Below are 20,654 nucleotides of genomic sequence, written 5' to 3' on the forward strand. Positions count from 1 at the left end.
AATTGAAACGCTTACTGCGCGGCGGGTCCGCGCAGTCGCTGCACCAGATCGTCATAGAGGGTGATGCGCTCATCCTCGGACAGGAATGCGCCAATCTCGACCTCGCGCCCGTCTCCGATCAGGGTGACGTAGTGCGGCACCGGCCCGCCCTTTTTGTGCATTTCGGGCCGCGCCCAATAGCGGTTACAGGACCATTCCTGTGCCTGTCTGCCCGGTGTTTGGTGGATCAGCCGGGCCTGGTTTCCGTCCAGCGTCAGGACCTCCCAAACACTGCGGGCGCGGTAGTTCGTTTGAATCGCCAGCCACAGGCCCAATACGGTCAGCAGCAAGAACGGCAGCAAACCCCACAGGACGACTGACCCCAGCATGGCCAGTATCGGGATTAGGCCGAACAGGAAGACAGACAGGATCACAATCATCGCACCGCGCGGCGGCAATGAATTATGCGGCCACAGGCGCAGTTCCTGTTCGGTGTCCGAGGTTTGATTCCATTGATACGGCATGGCCGAAACCTAGCGCAGTCTGCGGTCGTGTCTAAGGTTTATTGTCACACAACATGCCCGACACGAGCCCAGGACAAGGCGTCATCCAACCTGTCGTCGCCCCAGAAAACCTCATCACTTACGACAAAGCTTGGGGCTCCAAAAACGCCCAGCCTTGTGGCCTGCTCGGTTTGCGCGTCCAGCGCGGCGATGCAGTCCGGGCTGCGGGCGCGGGACAGGATCAGGCGCGGGTCCTGCTGACAGCGCAGCAAGGCCTCGGACAATGCGGTTTCGCTGCCGCCCTCGACGCCTTCTTCAAACCAGATCCGATACAGGTTTTGCGTAAACTCCTTGCCCCAATCCTCTTGCATACCCAGCAAGGCCACCTGATTGGCCAACCCAAGGTTCGAGATCGGGTAAGGGGCTGGCAGGTTGGCGTGGATGCGGTACTTGGCCGCCCGGCGTTCAATGTCGCGCCACATATAGGCGGATTTGACCGGCTTGCCTGCAAAGGGAATGTTCTGTTGCGCCGACATGATCGTGCGCACGTTGAACGGACGCCAATTCACGGTCGCATTGGTTTCCGCGCACCAGTCGTCCAGCCTCATGACGGTGAGAAAGCTGTAGGTGCTGCCAATCGAGTACCAAAAGTCGATTTCGGGCATCTGAACCCCCAGGGTTGCCGGATCAGTTGCCCGAACCATTCTAGCGTATTTTTCGTGATCTGGCGATCTGTGCACCGCATTGGCGTAGGGCAAAGAAAAAACCCCGCCTGTTCGGGCGGGGTTTTCTTAGGTCTCTGACCGGATCAGTGCGCGTGGCCTTTGTCCCAGTCTTCCTGCTTTGGCAGCTGCTCGAACGTGTGTTCAGGCGGCGGTGTGGGCAGGGTCCATTCCAGCGTATCCGCGTACTCGTTCCACGGGTTCGGACGTGTTTCTTTCGCGCCGCGCAGCAGGGCGTAGATCACGATGCCGAAGAACAGCAGGAACGAAGCGAACGAAATGAACGCGCCGATAGACGATACAAAGTTCCACTGTGCGAAGGCTTCCGGATAGTCGATGTAGCGACGCGGCATGCCCTGACGGCCCAGGAAGTGCTGGGGGAAGAAGGTCAGGTTGGCGCCGATGAAGAACATCCAGAAATGAACCTTGCCCCAGAACTCGGAATACTGACGACCGGTCATCTTCGAGAAGTAGAAATACATGCCCGCGAAGATCGCAAAGACGGCACCCAAGCTCATCACATAGTGGAAGTGCGCCACGACGTAGTAGGTGTCGTGATAGGCGCGGTCGATACCAGCCTGCGACAGAACCACACCGGTCACACCGCCGACGGTGAACAGGAACAGGAAGCCGAAGGCGAAGAGCATCGGCGTCTTGAACTCGATGGAACCGCCCCACATCGTTGCGATCCACGAGAAGACCTTAACGCCGGTCGGAACCGCGATGACCATCGTGGCCAGCATGAAATAAGCCTGCTGACGCAGGGACATGCCAACGGTGTACATATGGTGCGCCCAAACGACGAAGCCCAGAACACCGATCGCGATGATTGCCCAGACCATCGGCAGGTAGCCGAAGATCGGCTTGCGCGAGAAGGTGGCGATCACGTGGCTGATGATGCCGAAGCCCGGCAGGATCACGATGTACACTTCGGGGTGGCCAAAGAACCACAGGATGTGCTGATACAGGATCGGGTCACCGCCACCGGCCGGATCAAAGAAGGTGAAGCCAAAGTTGCGATCCATCAGCAGCATGGTGATCGCGCCCGCCAGAACCGGCAGGGACAACAGAATCAGCCACGAGGTGATGAAGATCGACCAGCTGAACAGCGGCACCTTGAACAGGGTCATGCCCGGGGCACGCATGTTCAGGAAGGTGGTGATCATGTTGATCGCGCCGAGGATCGAGGAGGCGCCCGATACGTGCACGGCGAAGATCGCAAGGTCCATGGACATGCCGCCCTCGGTCGTGGACAGCGGCGGGTACAGAACCCAGCCCACACCCGAACCGAGTTGGTCATTACCACCAGGGCTCAGCAGCGAGGCGACGCCCAATGAGGTGCCAGCGACGTACAGCCAGAAGGACAGGTTGTTCATCCGCGGGAACGCCATATCCGGCGCACCGATCTGCAACGGCATGAAATAGTTTCCAAATCCGCCGAACAGCGCCGGGATGACCACGAAGAACATCATCAGAACACCGTGATAGGTGATCATCACGTTCCACAAGTGACCGTTGGGGGTGCAGGGGTCGGCCATGAAGCCTTCCATGCACATGTACTGAACACCGGGGTGCATCAGCTCAAGCCGCATGTAGATCGTCATCGCGACCGAGATAAACCCGGCCAGCGCCGAGAAGATCAGGTAGAGAATCCCGATGTCCTTGTGGTTGGTCGACATGAACCAACGCACGAAGAAACTGCGCTGGTCTTCATGATCGTGACCATGAATGGCTGCGTCTGCCATTATAGGTGCCTCCTGTTGCAAATGCACCGCGCAGTCGGACCTCTCCGGCGCGCGGGTTTCCTGCTGGTTTTAGAATGCGAAGTCAGCACCTTCAATGGCCGAGTTTGATCTGGATCAAGAATAATTGTCGCGGGCAGGGGGCTGCACCGCGATTTTGGGCCTGAAGCAGCCCCATATCTGGGTATGTCTTCGAATTGTTCAAGAGACCGGTACCATGCACGTGGCGGTTCCACCTTGACCACCTGCCGCCGGACCCGCAGAACGGTGGGAAACGCTCCAAACCAGAGGCCCGCCATGTCAGCTTACGACCCGGATAACATCTTCGCCAAGATTCTGCGCGGGGAAATCCCCTCGACCCGTGTGTATGAGGATGACGACACGCTGGCCTTCATGGATATCATGCCGCGTTCGGACGGGCATTTTCTGGTCATCCCGAAAACGCCCTGCCGCAATGTTCTGGACGCCACACCGGAACAGTTAAGCGCCGTGATGGCGACTGTTCAGAAACTGGCCGTCGCCGCGAAGACGGCCTTTGCTGCCGATGGCATCACGATCCAACAGTTCAACGAGGCCGCAGGCGGGCAAGAGGTGTTCCATCTGCATTTCCACGTTTTGCCCCGTCACGAGGGCGTGTCGATGCGCCCGCCCGGTAAAATGGGGGATTTCGATCTGATTGCCGAACATGCAGAGAAGATCAAAGCGGCTTTGTAATCCGAGGGCCTCAAAAACCTAGCGGGCGGTTCCCGGACCAAACGAACTGCCCTGATCCCGCGCCACTCTGCGTGGCAATGGCAAAGCCCAGAAGTTAAGCGGAGTCATTTTCGCGTTGCGATGCAGCAATTCAGATGGCTGGGAAGAGCGGGGCCTGAGAATTGCCGTTCCGATTTGGGGTCGGAACGGCAGACTCGTAACCAAACACTTATCGGATTTCTCGGGGGCAAGCCCCGGAGCACCGGTTAACATACCACTCACTCTAGACTGGTCGTTATATGTTACTCTTTAACGAGTCCCATGTATCCAGAAGAACTGAATTTTAGTTAAAGAAAACGATAATTCCGCCTAATTCTGCTGAAATTGCCCCTGTCTTGGGAAACAGAACAGCAGTTGCGAGGGCATTGTTGTTTCCCTTTACGTCACTTTTCGATTCGCCGACCGGGTGCCTTTGGGGCGCTAGACCTCTGCGTTCTCGAACACTTCGGCAAATGTCTTCTGCAGTGCGGCATCCATATCACCCATCGTCACCGGCAGACCAAGATCGACCAGCGAGGTCACGCCATATTCGGTGATGCCACAGGGAACGATCCCCGAGAAATGCTCAAGATCCGGTTCCACATTGACCGAGATGCCATGAAAGCTGACCCACTTGCGCAGGCGCAGGCCGATTGCCGCAATCTTGTCCTCGGCGGGTTTGCCGGTCACGGTCAGCGGCTTGTCATCGCGCCTGACCCAGACACCAACGCGCCCGTCGCGAATCTCGCCCTGAACGTTGAATTCCGCCAGCGCGGAAATCACCCAGGTCTCCAGCTGTTTCACGAACCGCCGCACATCGCGGCCGCGCGTGTTGAGGTCCAGCATCACGTAAGCCACGCGCTGTCCGGGTCCATGATAAGTGTATTCCCCGCCACGTTTGCTTTCGTAGACAGGGAACCGGTCCGGATCCGTCAGATCCTCGATCCTGGCAGAGGTCCCGGCCGTATACAGCGGCGGGTGCTCCAACAGCCAGACACATTCATCCGCCTCGCCCGCGGCGATGGCGGCCACGCGCGCCTCCATAAAGGCAACGGCGTCCTCGTACCGGGTCAAACCATCGGTGATTTTCCATTCCATGCTGGCCTCATATCGCGCATGCGGGGCAGGGGGAAGGGCCTATGCCGCCTCGGCCAGACAGCGCTGCAGACCCTGCGCGTAGGTGTCTGTGCCCTGCGCGCCGGTCAACAGGTACTTGCCGCCAAACACCATCGACGGCACGCCCGAGATACCGCGGCTGGTCCAGAATTGCTGTTTCTCGCGCACAGGCGCACCATGCGCGCCCGATTCCAGCGCCACACGCGCGGCCTTAGGGTCCAGACCGACAGTCCCCACCGCATCCATCAGGACGTCAATGTCCGAGACATCCCGTTGCTGCGTGAAACAGGCATCGAACAGCGCCAGCTTCAGCGGATGCTGGCGCCCCTGACCCTCGGCCCAATCCAGCAACTGATGCGCAGAAAACGTGTTAACAATCCGGCTTTCATCATTGAAATTGAACGAAAACCCAAGTTCCGCACCCAATGAGGTCAACCTGTCGCGGGCTTGCTGGCTTTGCTCGGGCGTGGACCCGTATTTCTCGGCAATATGCTCGCGCAGATTCTGGCCCTCGGGCGGCATATTGGGGTTCAGTTCAAACGGATGCCACCTGAGACGCGCCAGAATGCCCAGCTGCTGCAAGGCCAGATCGAGCTGTCGAAAGCCAATGATACACCAAGGGCACACAACATCCGAAACAATATCAACCTGAACAATCGGGCGCGGGTCAGTGCTGGTCATATCAGTTTCCTGTCAGATCGAATTCTTTGGCTTCCTTGCGATAGATAAGCTTGGCCTGAGCGAATTTAAACCAAGACATTTTTGCCTCTTCACATCGCCAGCATCAGCGTCTATACGCCCCTCTACCAAGTCACTGGCAGTGCGGTCGTGGCGGAATTGGTAGACGCGCAGCGTTGAGGTCGCTGTGGGGTAACTCCCGTGGAAGTTCGAGTCTTCTCGACCGCACCATTTCACATTTTGATGTGAAATCCGCTAAAAAATCAAAGATAACAGACGTTTGCGGAGTTCGATAACCGTTTTGACGGTCGTATGCCAATGGGGCTTTGAAGGCTGTATTGAGGATGGTTTTCTTCACGACAAGCGATCCGTTTTCATAGATATTCCAAGGGTTTGAGAGGAAGCCTCGCAAGAGTTCGATAATTTCACTGAGGCTGCGTGTGGGTTTCGTGGTGTGGGACAGCTTATCGGTCAGCAGTAGCTTGTCCTCTTCCAGTTTTGCAATTTTGCTTTCAAGCGCCGCCATCACTTTTGGATTCGACGTCTCGATCATGCGCTCAACAAGCACATCTTGTTGCTTATCCAACTCTTTGTGCTGGCGTCTGATTTCAGTCTTTGCCTGCTTGGCCTGATCTCCACGCTGATCCCATGCGTCTTTCAACATCGACATTGCGATATCGAGCATGTTTTTGCTCGGGGCCAGAGACCGCAAGATCGCCTCAAAGCCTGTGTCAATTTTCTCAGCGCGAATGCCTTTGCGGTACTCAGAACAACCTTTCGTCTGGCAGTTGTAGTAGGGGTAACGCCTGCCAGTGGCGCTCCGTGCGTGGTATGCCGTCATAGGTTTATCGCAGCACGCGCAATTCACCGCGCCGCGTAGTGGGAAGTCCTCGTTGATGTCAGGACGCTTGGCCGCAATACCCCTGCCAGTGCGTCGCTCTTGGATAGCCTCAAATGTTTCCAGTGAGATCAGTGCTTCATGATGACCTTTGCGACGGGTGATGCCCCACGGTTCATGTTCAACATAGCCCGCATAGATCACGCGATTCAGCATGTCCGTTACCTTTTGCTGGCGGATTTTCCCATCCGGTAGGTCTTTGGGAAAGTCAGGCTGGCTTTCTAAGAACCGTCGCACATCCGCCTGTGCCGAGAACCGGCCAGAGGCATAGCCTTCCAACGCTTCCTTGATGATGGTGGCGATGGGTTCAACACGGGTGAGCAGTTTGCCGTGTGAGCCTGTTTTCTTATACTCGTAGCCGATAGGGGCGGCGAAGACGGAATAGCCGTTCATCATGCGACCCTTCATCCGGTTAGAAGTTTGTTCCGCATTCTTCTCGCGTTGGTGTTGCGCCACAGACGCCAGCATGTGTTCCACGAGCCGCGAGTCGCTGTCCTCTCCAAACTCAATGGATGGGCTTTCCAGAATACCGCCAGCATTCGACAGAGTTTCGCGCAGTGCTATATGGGCCTGTACATTGCGCGCAAAGCGGCTGATGTCGTCAATGATGACAACAACGCTGTCTTTGGGATGCAGGCGCAGGAAGGCCAGCATCCGATCCATCGCAGGACGACGTTCGAATTTACCCGACATATCGTCTTTGAACACCTCAACAACATCATAGTCTTTGTAAGTGGCGTATTCGCGACAACGGTTTTCCTGAGAAGCGAGGCCGTCGCCTTCACGCACCTGCTTGGCACCAGACACACGGGCATAGATCACGGCCTTTGTTGGTTTTGATGTTACTCCTGCCATTGGTCCTCCTCTGCGCGGGTCTGCGCCCATTTGTTGTTCAACAAGGATACCAAATCCGTGGAATCCTGATCCAATGCTTCTTCATCTTCTCCACAGGTTTGCGGGATGGGGTGCAGGTCGTAACCGAGATCGACAAACATCACGACGATGGACCACAGGGTTTCGATCAGTTCTTGCTGCTGATCCAACGGCATATCGCTGTCTTCCAGCATGGCTGCATAGACTTCCCAATCTACGGAGAGGCTGGGTCGAATAGGCATATCTATTTTATCTGGCGGACAGGTCATGCACGCGCTCCTTTCTTCAAAATGTTTGGTGATGGGTTCGTTCCACTATGGTCTCGCCACAAGCCGGAATGAGAACAAATATAGAACATATAACCACATCAACTTGCCTCGCGCAAGAATAATTCTTCAATCATCTTATGCGCTTAACCTGTCCCTAGCATGGCAAGGCCGTGGCTATCTCGGGTGATCAAGGGGTGAATACGGGTGGAGTGGGGCAGGGAAGTCGATTCGTTCACTGCATAGCTGGCCAAGAGGCTTGAATTTCTCGGTGCTCTTGGCTCGGCAAGAGACAACGGAAACACTTTGAAAAAACGGAAAATGTTGGAAAGTTGTAGACTTTTTGAAATTTTTGCGAATTATGCAACTTTGAAGAATTAGTATATGTTAATCAAAAAAGAACAAAGCCAGTATGCCGTTCCCACAACAGAAAAACCTTCCGAAAGTGATAGCTGAGTACGCACATGTTGAGAGTGATAAAGCTGCTGACGAAATAGCTATCAAGGTCAACGCGGCAGCTGCAGCACATAAAATTCCTGAGGGTACATCTGCAAGGGCAGCGAGCGTGGTGTATCTCGGGTTGTGTGTACTACGTAAGCATTCATTGAACGGGGCTGCGGGAGACGCGCAAAAAAAATGTACCGATATATTGCAGCGATACAATCCTCAGTCGTCAGGTGGAATAACGGTCAACTGCAGTTACTTCAAGGAAGTGGACGGCAAACAAGTTGTTGTTGATCACTTGAAGGCGATCAAAAACGCTTGTGACTACTACATGCCACGTGTGAAATCGCGCAAGAAGAGGTGCTTTGCGCTTCTCGTGCTCGGTGCAGAGCACGCGAAAGACATTGAGCTTCCAGAGACTGACGAGTGGGTTAAGGCTTTTAACTTTCATCCATGAAAGCGCGGAATTTTGAAATTTTTGAAATTTGTGCAATAATGACAATAATTGCTAACCAAAAGAATTGCACAAGATGAAAAAATCTCGAAAATGTCCTGATCGCGAAGTATCAAAAGATTTGGGCGACAAATATATTTCTGGCAACGGTTCTCAAGTTGCCGCGGCAGATGCTATATCTCCGATGGAGCAATTGAGGGTAGCCGCCCATGATGGGTTGATGCAAGCCGCTCAAAAAACATTGGATGAGCATGAACGCGATTATCGAATTACTCAACGCGATATTCAGCGGCGGAACAATTTCCGCTAGCGCGGTCATTGTGCTTGTTATCGCTTTCTTGATTTATAAAATAGCTGGCAAGCACATAGACGAATTGTATACTAACATTCGACAGAAAAAGTCGAATGAGCACAAAATATCGGTTCTTAAATCTGACCTAATATCATCACTTCAGCGGAACAAAGAAGTAGAAGAGATGTTAATTAAATACATTGATTTATCAAATCGGCAAAAGGTTCAGATAATGCACTTGAAGGCTCAACTGAGCGAAAGAAACGAATGAAGCTCTTAAGTGCTTTTTAGCTGTGATATAGCAAGGCTTATTTTGAGCATTGGTGACTTTGTCTTTTAATCCACGAAGTAAGGCTGACAAGGCAAAGCTCTATCCAGTCCTAAAGGCATTGGCTGATCTCGATCCGATTAAGACACCAGAACTGATCATGGATGATGCCGTGGGGCATTCTATAGCACGAGGCCAAGACTACGTGCGCAACATGCGCCGAGGAGAGATTGCAGCCACCTACGCGACACTGATCCACAAATGGCTGACAGAGCATCATTTTGGGTTGGCACATCGCCTTGCGCCTGAGATCTTTCCAGAAACGCCAGAGCAACGCTGGCAATCTATTCTTGATGAACGCGCAAAAACTGCTCGTTTTCGATTAGTTCTGGTGCCAATGACGATGGGCATTGTTGAGCGTGAAAGCCAGTTGAGGCCCGCCAACACGACTGTTCGGCTTGGGGAGCGCTTTTGTTTTGAACTAGAAGGTGAGGCAGATGGTCATGCCATCGCCATGCAGAGTGTAAGAGGTCAGTGGCACAACATCCCGCTTGGCCCAAACGGCGAAGTAAGTGCTGAAATCCACCCAGGTCAAAACCGAATGCCAAAAACCCAAAATGGCAACCTCGACCCCCTGAGAGAAAACCACGATGAGGGCCTGCACGATTTTGTGTTGGTCAATGCACCGACAGACGACATCCCAACTGATCTAAGAAGCCTCATCACTTGGGTTGCTGGCAATCCATGCACCTTGCACCGCGTCACGGCTCAGTTCGTGAAGTGACCGCCCAAGATCGGTTTGAGAGCTTCATTGCAAGGCCAGAGCTTTGCCCATTCCTGAGCGCCTTGGGTTTTTAGTTCGCCATATCGTGAGGGATCGCCCAGTTTGACAATTTCCAAGTCCCTGAAGAAATCCTCAGAACGACCAAGATCACTTGCAATGGAAACAGCGCCAGACGCTTGCGCTAAATGAACCGCATCAAAGAAACAGGGAATGGTTACGTCATGCGAGAATGCTTGCAGTTCTTCTTCGACGGGGATGAGTGACGCATCCAGACGGACTTGCGCCTGTATCAAGGGCATCTCTGCCAGATGCCCCAAAAGCTGGAAGATACGTGTTGCGGCCTTGGGGTGTGTGCGGCCCTCAGGGGCGTTTCTAGCTTCTTCCAACTCGATCAGCGTCATCATGCCTGAGATTGCCAATACCTTCTCACGCAACTCATCCCAACCGTCAGCAATGTAAGCGCCTAGTAGCGTGTCTGTAGCTTCATGATCCGCCTGCATTTCGAGGCACAGGGGTACCGACATTGCAAGATCGCTAGATGGCTCAGATGCGATTCCCGTCTCGACAATTGACCTTTGAGCCACAGAAAAATACTCAGACAACATAAAATGGTTGAGGTGGTGGTGGCTTAGCTCATGTAAAATCAACCACTCTAGAAATAGAGAATAGTCGACAAATACTTCACAGTTGTTCGCTACGCCTTTTATCGCCTCAATACAACCCTTTGAAATATGTACTGTTGGGGTCTCTGAACCTGTGACGTAAGCGGAAAAATTGACGTCGTCATCTATTACCAACAAAAAGGCAAGCCTTTACCGATGAATGAACTAAAGACGCTTGTGAAACGCTTTCGTAATATGAAAATTGAACTAGCCTTTTATCATGCGGCAGACGCTGATCTTGCGTCCTCTTTTAGGAACATCTCTTGATCTAAATAGTCGTCAAAGGCCTTTGCCAATTCGCGAAGATAGGCAATTACCGTTTCAGCAAGCGATCTAAGTTCTTGTGCAGTGTCGTTCTGTCCACATTCTTCGAATGAAATACTTCCATGAGCCAATCTATTTCGAAGGTTTACGATGAGTTCTAGAGCACCTTTGTCATCTCTTATGCGCCGCTTGACCTTCGTAAATGTATCCTTTGAAAAAACAAGCTTACACCCGATGCGAGAAGCAAGCTGGTCGATTCGATTATCGTCCCAGTTGCCTCCCCCGCCTTTTTCGATCTTAAACTCAGAAATAGGTAATGCGTCCATCAAATGACTAAACATGCGCACGGCCTCAGCTAACCTGTTTTCGGGGGTTAACTGGGTGTGCGTCTTGGCAAATGAACGCACCCACTCATCGCGAAGTTGATCATTCAAATCAGTAGGTTTGATTTTGTTGGCTACGATAGCGGAACTGCAGACCTCTTCGACACAGGACGTGACCGTAGCTTCAATCAGATTGTACAATTGAAGATAGACGCTTGAGTGCAAAACTCTCTGTTGTCTCGCCGAGATAGTGCTGGCACCAATTTTTGGAGTGCCAGAGCGTAATTCGACATCAAGTTCTTCCAACAGTTCCAGATAGTCAGATATTTCCGAGAAACGGTTTTCAAGAAAATCAGAAATTTTGCTCATTACGAGTTAGCCTAGTATTGCTTCCTTTACAAATTCTATCCGACGCTCCAGCTTCGATTTAACGTTCGCTGCGTCTGATGTTGTAACTTGTTTAAACTCATTACTTTCCAGCCAATCGGATATATTGTTTAGCTGGGTGCCAACTAAATCGGGCCGCTCATTTATTGCGTGATCAACCCCGATCGCGATGGCTTCGAAGCGAACGCGTGGAGTACTTTTCTTGTTTGTTTCTTTCGAGAAACCGTTTTCAAAGTTTAACTCTACAAATTCCAGCATTCGGTTGAATCTATCCCTATAATCTCCTGCAAGATTAGGGCTGGCTTCGAAGCGGTCGTTCATCTCTTTTGTGTAGTCAAAAATGAAACGATTTGGGCTATCTTTGTATTTTTCTAGCCCATCGCCATAAGCAAAGAAACGTGTTACCAGTTCATCTGGAACTCGTTCTTTCTTGGATTTCTCCGATACAGGCGCCAATTGCGCAAAGAGTGGTAGTTGAGCAAGTTCTTCGACCAGACTCTGGAAGGAGCCTGCAAGCGCACCCCTCCGAACCTCTGCCGGATTTGCTACCTTGCTACCGGTGTTAATTCGCTCGAACATGTCGAAACGGGCTTGAGGGTCCGCATCCTCGTTAAGCACGATGCCTCGGATTGATTTGTTCAAGAACTTTCTTTGTCTAGAAGGAGATAAGTCCGTGAATCTAGTTTTATTGAGCGCGCGAATCTCTTCCAGATTCTTCAAGGCTAGCCCATCTTTTACGTACTCTTTCAATGTCCGAAGGCGTTGAGAGCCGTCTACAATCTCCATTTTTCCATCTTCGGTTTCCCAAAAAAATAGAAACGGGATCGGCAAGCCGATCAGTACAGATTCGATGAACTTTGATTTTCTCGGATCATCCCATGTGAATTCCCGTTGATATTCGGGAACAACAAAATCGCCGTTTGCCAGCTTTTCAACCAAAAGCTCCACATTGTATTCAGTTGTGTAGAAATCAATCCGCTTAGATCGATCCAGTATTCCTGCTTCTGCTGCTTCAAGCTGTTCTTGTGTTATTTTTCTTGATGCCATCTTTTTTCTCTAAAAATTTGGGAGAGTTTTCTGTGCGCCAGTTTCCATCCCGTTCAAATGATTCAATATACACCTGCCGACTGCTTCACCAAGCTTCGGTGGAACAGCATTTCCAATTAGCGTACCAAGGTGACTGAATGCTATCTGATCACCTTCGCCGACAAACTTATATGTATCAGGAAAGGATTGAATAATCGCCGCTTCCCTTAGGCTGATTGCTCGATCTTGTTCAGGGTGGCCAAATCGGCCATTTCCATAACCATAACACTGAGTTGTCATGGTTGGAGCAGGCTTGTCCCACTCCATTCTCCCGTAGACTGACGGATATGTTTTCCCTGAGGAGCGAGTGTGGCACTCGGCTATCAAGTCTTTTGGCCAGTCACGCCAAGTTCCACCTGCTTTAGAGTGTCGAATGCGCTTGAGATTGGTTTCGCTCAATCCTGAAGATGTGTGCAAAATATCGTCTGGATGAGTTTCACCGGCGGCAATCCTCGGTAGATCGCCTATCGCTTCTTGTACTGTTACAAGTTGGTAGTCTTCAGGATCATCCAATTGAATCGGCCCAATTCTGGAACCAACTAGGACAAGGCGACGTCTGTTTTGTGGGACACCAAATTTCTCACATTTGACGACACGCCAAGAAATCCAATATCCATCGTCAACTAGATCCTTGACGAAGGTCTTCCATACTTCTTGTTTCGCCAACCCAGCGACGTTTTCCATTGTGACGATTTCTGGTTTTACGTCGATTGCCAGACGCAAAAACTCAAGCAACAGATTCCAACGCTCATCCTTCGATTTTCTGCTTTGCGAATAGGTCGAAAATGGTTGGCATGGAGCACACCCAGCCAAAACCCTAGTTGTCGCATCTCCGAACCAATCGTTCAGTTGGTCGCTGGTAACATTCGTTACGTCATCACATACAAAATTCGCGTTAGTGTTTGCTTCCAAGGCGAACCTGCACGAAGGGTCTAAGTCAACGCCTGTGGATATTTCGAACCCAGCAGACTGCATGCCATAAGACAATCCACCTGCTCCGCAGAACAGGTCTACAACAACTGGTTTCTGGTTGATATGTGGCATTTTGATGGGCGAATTATGCGAGTCATTCATGTATGGCAAGATAGCATATTTGCGCTGGTTGTGAATAGCCCATACAACATCTAGTTCACAAGAATAGTGGAAAAATTGCTTCTTCTCAGCAGAGCTAACACTTTCGTTCTACTGCAACAAGGGCAGATCACATTGATGCAAAGCGGTTAGCTTCTTTGTCGCTGCGAAGTATGGTTCGCCCTGACCCATTTGCGCTGCAATCCATTCGGGCACCTTACGGCATTGGTGAATACCGCAAGATGTGTGTGGTAGTACCACACGATCTTGAAAAGGGGGATGCTGCGCTCCCCCGTTTTATCCCCCAAGCTGATGGTCAGGCGGCGGCATTGAGCCTTTCCTGACCATGCAAACATATCATTGTTTGATCCCTCGTCGGGGAGATGTCATCTCTCCCCAACACCCCATAGATCAACCCTGCGCGGTTTGAATGCCGTCAACGCATCGGCGCTGAACCCGACAAGGAGATTTCACTCTCCCTGCACCCATCAACTTGAGAGCGTTCCTGCCCCCAAGACCCCAGACCATTTCATGGAGACCAAACGGTTCAGCCCGTTGGATCGCTGTCTTGGGGCGACCGCCCCCGGCGCGGATCAAAGGGTGAGTCCTCGCCATGCTCGCTTCATGTGCATTGCAGCTCCGAGTGGCTCCGGTCCCGTGTAGCAGGCACACGCCTTTGATCCTTGCACCCCCGTTCCTCGGCGGAGGCCAGACGGTTGCATGCGCAACACGTCAAATGAAAACCATGGGTTAGCGATTGGCGAGAATTCTCTTTGTTAGCTGACGCACCACCCACAAAATAGCTGCCAAAAATGCTGGGGATAGGATTGTGAATACCCAAAACTCGAATGCGTTCATCTCAGAAAGAGTTCTCGGAAGCCCGCAAGAATCACATCCTTTTGTTGCAATCAAAGTCGCGACGTTGACACTTCCCAACACCACTGCACCAGTCACGAATGCCAGTCTGTTGCCCATCGCGGCCCAAAGGTAAAAAGCAGCGACCAAGACAAAAGCAGGCAACGAAATGAGCCAGATGAGTTCGGTTTCGTATCGGAGTTGATCCAGTTTGTTTGAGACTGCAAACACGCCATAGAAAGGAAGAACGAACGAGATCAAAAGCCCCATTATTGCTGCAACAACGAATCCAATAGCAAAAATCGCAAAGATACCCCACCCAGAACCATTGCTTCTAATTGTCTTGTTGCTGGCTTGACCGGCTGAAATTTCGGTAGGATGGCTCATCTGCTTTACCTTTGCGACAGCAGCAAAGCAAAGGGGTCCCTTTTCCTATTTTTGCATCAGTGGCATGTCAGATCACTCAGGCGTTGTTTATCCACAGAAATCTCAGACCAATGAGATCGCCAAATTCAATCTCAGTGCGGCTTTCAAAGGGACCCCTTATTACAAGGAAAAAATGCCATGAAAACCGCTTGTTCGATAGAATTCACCTGTCAGACTGGACAGGTGAAACGATACAAATCCAAGAAAATCGAGTCTGTTCAATCGGATACCATAACTGGGCGAAAAATCGGCTATGTACGTGTGTCCGATGCGGATCAATCCGAAGGCCTTCAAATTGATGCGCTCAAAGCTGCCGGATGCGTTAAGCTCTACACCGATCATGGATTGTCAGGTGCAAAGACCGCACGGCCAGCCCTCGATCAGATGCTCATCGACCTGAAACAGGGAGACACGCTTACCGTTTGGAAGCTGGACAGGCTGGGGCGCTCCACGATTCATCTGCTATCAATTCTAGAGGACCTGCAAACCCGAGGCATCCATTTCCATGCCATCACTCAAGGCATAGATACATCAACGGCGGTGGGTCGCATGATCTTTGGTCAATTAGCCGTCTTTGCCGAATATGAGCGTAGCTTAATCAGCGAACGCACCAAGGCAGGCATGGCGGCGGCCAAGGCAAGAGGTGTGCATATCGGAAGGCCAAAACAGTCTTTTGTTCGCTCGCAGAAAGTCATGAAAAACTTGCTCGAAACGCGCGAGATATGCTAAAATATTTAAATGAATTCAAAAACTTGGTGGGATTATTTCGGCGAAGACCCTTACGAAAAAGTAGGCAGGCACGTACCTAGTGTCATGGGCGTTCCAATTGTGGTTAAGCTTGCTCGCATATCGTGGGCGTATCTGGATTGGCTTGGCGAAGTAGAGAAATGCAAAATTGATGAATTTTTCGCCGATAACGAGCAAGCTCATGATCCAACCGAATGTAATTTTGATGATTGGATTGAGGGATCGATTCACCAAGCATATCTTGAACGCGAGAAAGATGGCCTCCCTCGGCCTGAGTGGTGCCCAGCAGCTAAACCGTGGGAACTAGCGGACATCTAAGCCAACACCTATATAGTATTCATCAAGCGAACTATCCGAGGTGACCATCAGTGAGCACTAATGATGAAGACGAACATCGACGTGGCAAGAAGAGCAACGTCGGGCGGGAGCACAAACCCAAAAACTCTAAAGACCATGAAAACGCTCCGACCGGGCATCTTGGTATGGAGATCATCTTCACACCCGCTCCGGGGTTGATCAAATCCATTGCGAAATCGCGCCCACTAAATTCGCTTAAAGAAACACAATCGGAAAAATCCTTTGAAAAACCTGACAACCGACCTTTAGCGGCTAAAACAGGCGACAAAGAGGTGGATGCGCACTATGGCAAAGATCATCGGCTGGTGACCGAGCAAGAGCTTGCAGGCGTGGTGTCACCCGAAAAACAGGGTGAAAAATCGAAAAGCTCCTCGAAAGACAAAATGTCCGCGCAAGACATCTTCAACAAGTTTGCCAAAGACAAAGAGCACGACAAAGGGATTGGTTAGGACCCGTCATCTACCTTTGTCTTTTTCGGGCTAAGACGGCGGTAAAAAATGTAGGTCAGTGCGGCAAAGGTCAGTATGCCAATTGCAAAATTCAGCACTAGCGCATTCTCTCGTGGCCGACTGTAACCAATCGTCATGTTGTCATAGAATTCAAGTATAGCAAGCTCCGCGACCTCGCTGAACACGACAGTAAGAAATCCAATAAACAGTGAAATCACCGTAAAGATAATTAGCGGGATCAGTCGTGGCGAGTGAGGAAACGTCCGTGCGCCAAATCTCATAACACGGGCTTGAAACTGAGACTTCCGAGGCTTGGAGCGATATACGAAGGGGCGGCCCGTTCTGGGAGACTTACCAAGATTTTCTGTGCTTGTGTTCATGGCAAACCTAAAACTTTTGCTGACGGGTGCCGGAGGCAGGTGACGCGACTTGTTCAACGCCCGTGTCTTGAACGAGATCATTAAGCCAAACAATCACTTCGGCGGGGCTTACAGAGTTTTTGTAGCTTACTTTATAGTTTGGCAGCGCAAATCCAGTGCTCTCGGTTTTCGCCCTGTAGCTATATCCCAAGATCGTTTTGTCAATCAGGCGAAATCCGCCCCACAACTGTCGATCATACTCGGTGTCATGTATTTCAATCGTATCCGGCGAAATTTTGATATCGACGGTTACGGAAAAAACTCGCGTCAAAAACACATAGAAACCAACGCAAAAGACGAGCAACATTAGTGTGACGCCGATTAGACCTTCCGCGAGAGACAAGAAAACCCCGATGACGCCGAATATCCAGACAATGGCAAGGGGGGCTAGAAGTGATTTCAACCAAAGCGACCTTACTTCCGAGTTGAAGGACACTTCAGCGGCTTCGCCATCGTAGTGATGCAGTGTGATGCCATAAGGCGGATCGGTATTGATTGGCTCGATGTTGGTCATGCTGTTGGCCTAAACTCAGTAAATGCTTGATCGTAGAATGGAAGACGCTTCATCATGATCGGGTCTGCACCCGGATAGATGATGAGCTGGTTTCCAGATTGCCTTGAGAAGAAATAGGCAATTTCATCTGGGCTAAGCAATGGGGCGGCTTGAACCGACATCGACTCACCAGAAAACCCACTTGCGGCTTGGGCGATACTGACCTCGCTTTGGTTGATCTGAACCGAAGAGGAAAAACCGAGGCGGTCAGAGACATACTTCAAAGTACTGAGATCATTGAGACCAAAGGTCTGAAATATCGACGCGTTTCCAAGGAATGTTTCCCATCTGTCGCGGTAAATCTGCTTGAGTTGCGCAATGTCCTGCCAGATTGACCAGATGCGGACACCATATCCTGCAAGTAACCCAGCAGCCGTTTCCAGTGCTTTCATGTGCCCCAACACATGCATCTCATCAAGGATCATCAGAGCCGGGATTTCAGGGACTTCTCTGGAACTCTCAATTGCACCCAAGAGCCTGTTGATGAACAGTCTGAACATACGAAAGTGACGGTGTAGGCGCGAGGCCGGAAGGCACAGGTAAACGCTGCTGTTTCCAAATTTCCATGTCTTGAGGTCCGGGGATCGTTGCTCGCCAGAAAGCGTTTCAGCAATTGGTGGGGATGATAGAAACGCAATATTCTCACGAACGGTTGAAAGAACACCGCTGCGCTCGCGATCACTCATACCAATCAAGGCTGAGGCGGCTTCGTGTGGAACCCCGTGAGCAATTGGCGGAGCGTCTTCGCTTGGGTCTTTGAGCATCGCAAAAAGCTGCATCTCAAACTCACCGGGGCCGTCCATCCCTGCTGGTAGAAAAATCAGGCGTCTCACTTCGTTTAAGTCACGTTTTGAGACTCTTGGCGCAGCAGCAACCCATGCAATATATCCGCGTAAGATTGAGCGTGCCGAATTTGTCCAGTGATCACCTCCATCACGACCGACGTCTTCGACCACAAGCGCATCGGCGATGGCGTCGCACTCATCAACGAAGTCATTGGCGTTTGGGTCTAGTCCGGCAATGGGATTGAAGCCCGAAAGATAAGTTTCATCGACATCAGCGACACGGAAAGGATCAATGACAAAAACATCCTGCCCAAGCCCACCTCGGGCAATGTTGCGCCCCAATCCACGCCGTTCAGCCGTGAGAGTCGCGTTTTCGCCCTTCGGGTCAAGAACCAACACAGAGCCGGGATACAAAAGAAGATTGGGAATGATAGCAGACGTGCCTTTGCCAGCACGTGATCCGGCAATCGTCAGGAGATGCCGATTATCGGCAATACCCAACAAACTGCCTTGGAGGGATTCACCCATGAACAGCTTACCTGTTTCGTATGACCAGAAGTCACTTTCTTCCAGAACCTCTGGGGCCATCCAGAGCGCTCTGGGCGCTGACCCTGACGCTGTAGTGGTGCCGGGTAAACCACGCGGTAGGTTCGAAAATTCCATTCTTACAATTCTTTGCCTGCAATTTGAACTTCACTATGTTGTCCATGAATTTGAATGTCACGGGCAAAACAAATCTACGTTCGGAATCTTACATGAACTCATACGCTCAAAGTCCAAGCCCCCGGTGGCGATCACGAGTGTAATGACGATACAGCTTTGCTTGCCGCAAGGATTGTGAGACGGACTTTGCTAAATCCCGACGATCCTGTTGATGCTTTAGCCGTAATTCCTCAACACGAACCTGCAAAATACGCCGTTCTTTCAACTGTTCCTGAACCATGAAGTCACGTTGTTTTTGATCACGGCGGGCGCAGTCGCGGGCTTCTTGTTCATTTTGGGATTGAATGCGTTTGGCTTTGCCTGAAAGGCGATCAAACAGCCCGCGCAAACCTTTACTGAGCCTATTGGATCGCTCCTTGGTTTCTTCAAGCCAGCGCTTCTCCTGACCGTCTTTAAGTCTTTGCCGTTCCATGCGGTGAGCGCGTTTCATGGCATGATGATCTTTGCGCAGTGGTTCAAAATCATGAGCATGGCGATCTTTGGTTTGAGCGATATAACCCCGCATTTGATTGGTGATCTTGGTGTGTATGTTGGATTGAGCTTCATCAACTGTTGGCAAGTTATCGGAAGAGCCAAGTTTTGCCTTCACATCTTTGGCTTTGAGCCCTGTCCATTTGGAAATGGCGTAGACATTGCCATCAACATCCAAAGCCACAAAGCCGCGACGATCCCCTTTGGCTAGGAAATACCCACGGTCTTCAAGAGCATTTTTGAAACCTATCTGGCTATCACTGCGTTCCCATGCTTTTTGAAACGCTTGCTTGATCTCGCGCGGATCAAGATTTTGGCGTCTGGCCTGTTGCCATTCTTCCAGTGTGAAATTCAAGGGTGATTTATTGCCGTAGGTGGCAAGGCCATCTGGAAGCACCCAACCATGATCCAGAAACAGGTCTCGCGACAAATCCCGCAACTTGTTCTTGAAATGCGGCAAGTTGATTGCCTTCATCTCAACGATATCAATGCGCGACCATACAACATGGGCATGACGCCTTCCTTCCTTCTCATGCATGACAATGGCACGGGGCTGGTCTAACAGGCCAAGTGCTTGTTCAGCGCGATCCGCTGCATCCATAAAATCCTTTTCCGTACCGATGTGATCCGCAGGGGGATTGAGGCTCAGCGAAAACATGAACTGGGTGCATTGGGTTGCTTTGGAAATGGCATAGGCTTCAGCCAAGGCTCCATGCAGATCATCAGCCATGAAACCGTTGACTTCCAAAACGGTGAGATGGTCATTGTCGCGTTCATTCATCAAATGATCTGCCAATGCACGTGCACCAGATCGTTGCGAGCCTTTGAGGATCATCCCTTTGCTCCCAAAGCCTGCATCAATGTCGCCCGCATCCATGCGACTTCGGCAATGGCAGCTTTCAGGTCAGCTTCGAGTTCTTCGTCAACGATCAACGTGCCTTGATGCATGCCTTTGGCGATTTGATTGAGATTGTTTGCATGGCGTGTCTGTCCAAGACGCACCAACATTTCGGCCAAGAGCTGTTGCTCCGCAACAGGTGGTTTTTTCCTCCTACGGTATTTGGGGGCCTCGTCGGCAAAAACCACGGATTTGATATACGATGCCAAGGGCATTGAACCCGCTTGGGATTCCAAACGTTTGCGTTCAACATCAGTCAGGCGAAGAGAAAATGGAGCAGGACGGCTCATGGACGCGGCCCTCGCAATATTTCTGGATGATCCTTTAGAACTTCATGCCAACGCTCTAGCTCTTCGAACACGTCCTGCAAATCGGGATTTGCAGGATTACAAGAATCGTTAAACTGGTCTAGAAAAGCGTTCGAACA

Annotated in this window: 22 protein-coding genes, 1 tRNA gene and 1 pseudogene; 8 read left to right on the forward strand and 16 right to left on the reverse strand. The window is 51.2% G+C overall.

The features are described 5' to 3' along the window. Positions 1-11: 11 nt before the first annotated feature. The 3 genes from ACR0C9_RS04195 to ctaD form a co-directional block, all read right to left on the reverse strand. On the reverse strand, positions 12-503 hold the full coding sequence (locus tag ACR0C9_RS04195) for a DUF2244 domain-containing protein (protein WP_480780446.1): 492 nt from the start codon (positions 501-503) through the stop codon (positions 12-14). Positions 504-547: 44 nt separating this feature from the next. Continuing rightward, a complete protein-coding gene (locus ACR0C9_RS04200; RefSeq protein ID WP_170451414.1) occupies positions 548-1,147 on the reverse strand; it encodes a 2-hydroxychromene-2-carboxylate isomerase in 600 nt (199 codons plus the stop codon). A 143-nt stretch (positions 1,148-1,290) separates the two neighbouring features. After that, complete coding sequence (gene ctaD, locus ACR0C9_RS04205; protein ID WP_170451412.1) at positions 1,291-2,949, reverse strand: cytochrome c oxidase subunit I; 1,659 nt, start codon at positions 2,947-2,949, stop codon at positions 1,291-1,293. 294 nt (positions 2,950-3,243) lie between these two features. On the opposite strand from ctaD, the gene ACR0C9_RS04210 reads away from it, so the two are divergent. Next, complete coding sequence (locus ACR0C9_RS04210) at positions 3,244-3,660, forward strand: HIT family protein (RefSeq protein WP_170451410.1); 417 nt, start codon at positions 3,244-3,246, stop codon at positions 3,658-3,660. A gap of 459 nt (positions 3,661-4,119) precedes the next feature. On the opposite strand, the gene lipB is transcribed toward ACR0C9_RS04210, so the two are convergent. Both lipB and ACR0C9_RS04220 read right to left on the reverse strand, forming a co-directional pair. Further along, on the reverse strand, positions 4,120-4,776 hold the full coding sequence (gene lipB, locus ACR0C9_RS04215; RefSeq protein WP_170451408.1) for a lipoyl(octanoyl) transferase LipB: 657 nt from the start codon (positions 4,774-4,776) through the stop codon (positions 4,120-4,122). Between the two features lie 39 nt (positions 4,777-4,815). Continuing rightward, a complete protein-coding gene (locus tag ACR0C9_RS04220) occupies positions 4,816-5,475 on the reverse strand; it encodes a DsbA family oxidoreductase (protein WP_480780447.1) in 660 nt (219 codons plus the stop codon). A gap of 141 nt (positions 5,476-5,616) precedes the next feature. Here ACR0C9_RS04220 and ACR0C9_RS04225 point away from each other — a divergent pair. Beyond that, positions 5,617-5,703 (forward strand) — tRNA-Leu (locus ACR0C9_RS04225). Positions 5,704-6,253: 550 nt separating this feature from the next. On the opposite strand, the pseudogene ACR0C9_RS04230 reads toward ACR0C9_RS04225, so the two are convergent. Both ACR0C9_RS04230 and ACR0C9_RS04235 read right to left on the reverse strand, forming a co-directional pair. After that, positions 6,254-7,255: pseudogene (locus ACR0C9_RS04230) on the reverse strand (recombinase family protein); the annotation flags it as partial. Next, complete coding sequence (locus tag ACR0C9_RS04235; protein WP_480780448.1) at positions 7,213-7,485, reverse strand: hypothetical protein; 273 nt, start codon at positions 7,483-7,485, stop codon at positions 7,213-7,215. The pseudogene ACR0C9_RS04230 and the gene ACR0C9_RS04235, both read right to left, overlap by 43 nt. Before the next feature lie 436 nt (positions 7,486-7,921). On the opposite strand from ACR0C9_RS04235, the gene ACR0C9_RS04240 reads away from it, so the two are divergent. The 3 genes from ACR0C9_RS04240 to ACR0C9_RS04250 all read left to right on the forward strand — a co-directional run bounded on the left by ACR0C9_RS04240 (position 7,922) and on the right by ACR0C9_RS04250 (position 9,751). Further along, positions 7,922-8,410, forward strand: a complete 489-nt coding sequence (locus ACR0C9_RS04240) for a hypothetical protein (protein ID WP_480780449.1) — start codon at positions 7,922-7,924, stop codon at positions 8,408-8,410. 73 nt (positions 8,411-8,483) lie between these two features. Next, positions 8,484-8,717, forward strand: a complete 234-nt coding sequence (locus ACR0C9_RS04245; RefSeq protein ID WP_480780450.1) for a hypothetical protein — start codon at positions 8,484-8,486, stop codon at positions 8,715-8,717. 371 nt (positions 8,718-9,088) lie between these two features. Next, the gene (locus ACR0C9_RS04250; protein ID WP_480780451.1) at positions 9,089-9,751 is read left to right on the forward strand and encodes a hypothetical protein; all 663 of its coding nucleotides are present in this window, start codon (positions 9,089-9,091) and stop codon (positions 9,749-9,751) included. Here the strand turns inward: ACR0C9_RS04250 and ACR0C9_RS04255 are convergent. From ACR0C9_RS04255 to ACR0C9_RS04275, 5 genes are all read right to left on the reverse strand, one after another. Continuing rightward, positions 9,736-10,548 carry a hypothetical protein gene (locus ACR0C9_RS04255; protein WP_480780452.1) on the reverse strand — a complete coding sequence of 271 codons (813 nt, stop codon included), beginning with the start codon at positions 10,546-10,548 and terminating at the stop codon, positions 9,736-9,738. The genes ACR0C9_RS04250 and ACR0C9_RS04255 overlap by 16 nt on opposite strands. Positions 10,549-10,631: 83 nt before the next feature. Further along, positions 10,632-11,369 (reverse strand): MAE_28990/MAE_18760 family HEPN-like nuclease, encoded by a 738-nt coding sequence (locus tag ACR0C9_RS04260; RefSeq protein WP_480780453.1) that lies wholly within the window; start codon positions 11,367-11,369, stop codon positions 10,632-10,634. Between the two features lie 6 nt (positions 11,370-11,375). After that, positions 11,376-12,434 (reverse strand): DUF262 domain-containing protein, encoded by a 1,059-nt coding sequence (locus ACR0C9_RS04265; RefSeq protein ID WP_480780454.1) that lies wholly within the window; start codon positions 12,432-12,434, stop codon positions 11,376-11,378. 9 nt (positions 12,435-12,443) lie between these two features. Beyond that, positions 12,444-13,547, reverse strand: a complete 1,104-nt coding sequence (locus ACR0C9_RS04270) for a DNA cytosine methyltransferase (protein WP_480780455.1) — start codon at positions 13,545-13,547, stop codon at positions 12,444-12,446. Positions 13,548-14,294: 747 nt separating this feature from the next. Further along, positions 14,295-14,786 carry a hypothetical protein gene (locus ACR0C9_RS04275; RefSeq protein ID WP_480780456.1) on the reverse strand — a complete coding sequence of 164 codons (492 nt, stop codon included), beginning with the start codon at positions 14,784-14,786 and terminating at the stop codon, positions 14,295-14,297. Positions 14,787-14,963: 177 nt separating this feature from the next. Here ACR0C9_RS04275 and ACR0C9_RS04280 point away from each other — a divergent pair, with 177 nt between their 5' ends. From ACR0C9_RS04280 to ACR0C9_RS04290, 3 genes are read left to right on the forward strand one after another with little or no spacing between them, the layout of a single operon-like run. Then, entirely contained in the window at positions 14,964-15,554 is a 591-nt protein-coding gene (locus ACR0C9_RS04280) for a recombinase family protein (protein WP_480780457.1), read from the forward strand. Positions 15,555-15,563: 9 nt separating this feature from the next. Next, positions 15,564-15,890, forward strand: a complete 327-nt coding sequence (locus ACR0C9_RS04285) for a hypothetical protein (protein WP_480780458.1) — start codon at positions 15,564-15,566, stop codon at positions 15,888-15,890. A gap of 50 nt (positions 15,891-15,940) precedes the next feature. Next, positions 15,941-16,378: a hypothetical protein gene (locus ACR0C9_RS04290; RefSeq protein WP_480780459.1), complete on the forward strand. Its 438-nt coding sequence runs from the start codon at positions 15,941-15,943 to the stop codon at positions 16,376-16,378. A 387-nt stretch (positions 16,379-16,765) separates the two neighbouring features. On the opposite strand, the gene ACR0C9_RS04295 is transcribed toward ACR0C9_RS04290, so the two are convergent. The 4 genes from ACR0C9_RS04295 to mobC all read right to left on the reverse strand — a co-directional run bounded on the left by ACR0C9_RS04295 (position 16,766) and on the right by mobC (position 20,517). Next, the gene (locus tag ACR0C9_RS04295) at positions 16,766-17,311 is read right to left on the reverse strand and encodes a hypothetical protein (protein ID WP_480780460.1); all 546 of its coding nucleotides are present in this window, start codon (positions 17,309-17,311) and stop codon (positions 16,766-16,768) included. Continuing rightward, positions 17,308-18,723, reverse strand: coding sequence for a type IV secretory system conjugative DNA transfer family protein (locus tag ACR0C9_RS04300; protein WP_480780461.1), 1,416 nt, complete (start codon positions 18,721-18,723; stop codon positions 17,308-17,310). Before ACR0C9_RS04300 ends, ACR0C9_RS04295 begins: the two co-directional genes overlap by 4 nt. 181 nt (positions 18,724-18,904) lie before the next feature. Further along, a complete protein-coding gene (locus ACR0C9_RS04305) occupies positions 18,905-20,206 on the reverse strand; it encodes a relaxase/mobilization nuclease domain-containing protein (RefSeq protein WP_480780462.1) in 1,302 nt (433 codons plus the stop codon). After that, the gene (gene mobC, locus ACR0C9_RS04310; protein ID WP_480780463.1) at positions 20,161-20,517 is read right to left on the reverse strand and encodes a plasmid mobilization relaxosome protein MobC; all 357 of its coding nucleotides are present in this window, start codon (positions 20,515-20,517) and stop codon (positions 20,161-20,163) included. Before mobC ends, ACR0C9_RS04305 begins: the two co-directional genes overlap by 46 nt. Between the last annotated feature and the right edge of the window lie 137 nt (positions 20,518-20,654).

Source organism: Ruegeria sp. C12 (assembly GCF_056537745.1).

Bases quoted from the DNA above. Each gene is read 5' to 3' on its own strand.
- ACR0C9_RS04195 (WP_480780446.1), bottom strand. From the start codon at position 503: ATGCCGTATCAATGGAATCAAACCTCGGACACCGAACAGGAACTGCGC.
- ACR0C9_RS04200 (WP_170451414.1), bottom strand. From the start codon at position 1,147: ATGCCCGAAATCGACTTTTGGTACTCGATTGGCAGCACCTACAGCTTT.
- ctaD (WP_170451412.1), bottom strand. From the start codon at position 2,949: ATGGCAGACGCAGCCATTCATGGTCACGATCATGAAGACCAGCGCAGT.
- ACR0C9_RS04210 (WP_170451410.1), top strand. From the start codon at position 3,244: ATGTCAGCTTACGACCCGGATAACATCTTCGCCAAGATTCTGCGCGGG.
- lipB (WP_170451408.1), bottom strand. From the start codon at position 4,776: ATGGAATGGAAAATCACCGATGGTTTGACCCGGTACGAGGACGCCGTT.
- ACR0C9_RS04220 (WP_480780447.1), bottom strand. From the start codon at position 5,475: ATGACCAGCACTGACCCGCGCCCGATTGTTCAGGTTGATATTGTTTCG.
- ACR0C9_RS04235 (WP_480780448.1), bottom strand. From the start codon at position 7,485: ATGCCTATTCGACCCAGCCTCTCCGTAGATTGGGAAGTCTATGCAGCC.
- ACR0C9_RS04240 (WP_480780449.1), top strand. From the start codon at position 7,922: ATGCCGTTCCCACAACAGAAAAACCTTCCGAAAGTGATAGCTGAGTAC.
- ACR0C9_RS04245 (WP_480780450.1), top strand. From the start codon at position 8,484: ATGAAAAAATCTCGAAAATGTCCTGATCGCGAAGTATCAAAAGATTTG.
- ACR0C9_RS04260 (WP_480780453.1), bottom strand. From the start codon at position 11,369: ATGAGCAAAATTTCTGATTTTCTTGAAAACCGTTTCTCGGAAATATCT.
- ACR0C9_RS04265 (WP_480780454.1), bottom strand. From the start codon at position 12,434: ATGGCATCAAGAAAAATAACACAAGAACAGCTTGAAGCAGCAGAAGCA.
- ACR0C9_RS04270 (WP_480780455.1), bottom strand. From the start codon at position 13,547: ATGAATGACTCGCATAATTCGCCCATCAAAATGCCACATATCAACCAG.
- ACR0C9_RS04275 (WP_480780456.1), bottom strand. From the start codon at position 14,786: ATGAGCCATCCTACCGAAATTTCAGCCGGTCAAGCCAGCAACAAGACA.
- ACR0C9_RS04280 (WP_480780457.1), top strand. From the start codon at position 14,964: ATGAAAACCGCTTGTTCGATAGAATTCACCTGTCAGACTGGACAGGTG.
- ACR0C9_RS04285 (WP_480780458.1), top strand. From the start codon at position 15,564: ATGAATTCAAAAACTTGGTGGGATTATTTCGGCGAAGACCCTTACGAA.
- ACR0C9_RS04295 (WP_480780460.1), bottom strand. From the start codon at position 17,311: ATGACCAACATCGAGCCAATCAATACCGATCCGCCTTATGGCATCACA.
- ACR0C9_RS04300 (WP_480780461.1), bottom strand. From the start codon at position 18,723: ATGGCCCCAGAGGTTCTGGAAGAAAGTGACTTCTGGTCATACGAAACA.
- ACR0C9_RS04305 (WP_480780462.1), bottom strand. From the start codon at position 20,206: ATGGATGCGGGCGACATTGATGCAGGCTTTGGGAGCAAAGGGATGATC.
- mobC (WP_480780463.1), bottom strand. From the start codon at position 20,517: ATGAGCCGTCCTGCTCCATTTTCTCTTCGCCTGACTGATGTTGAACGC.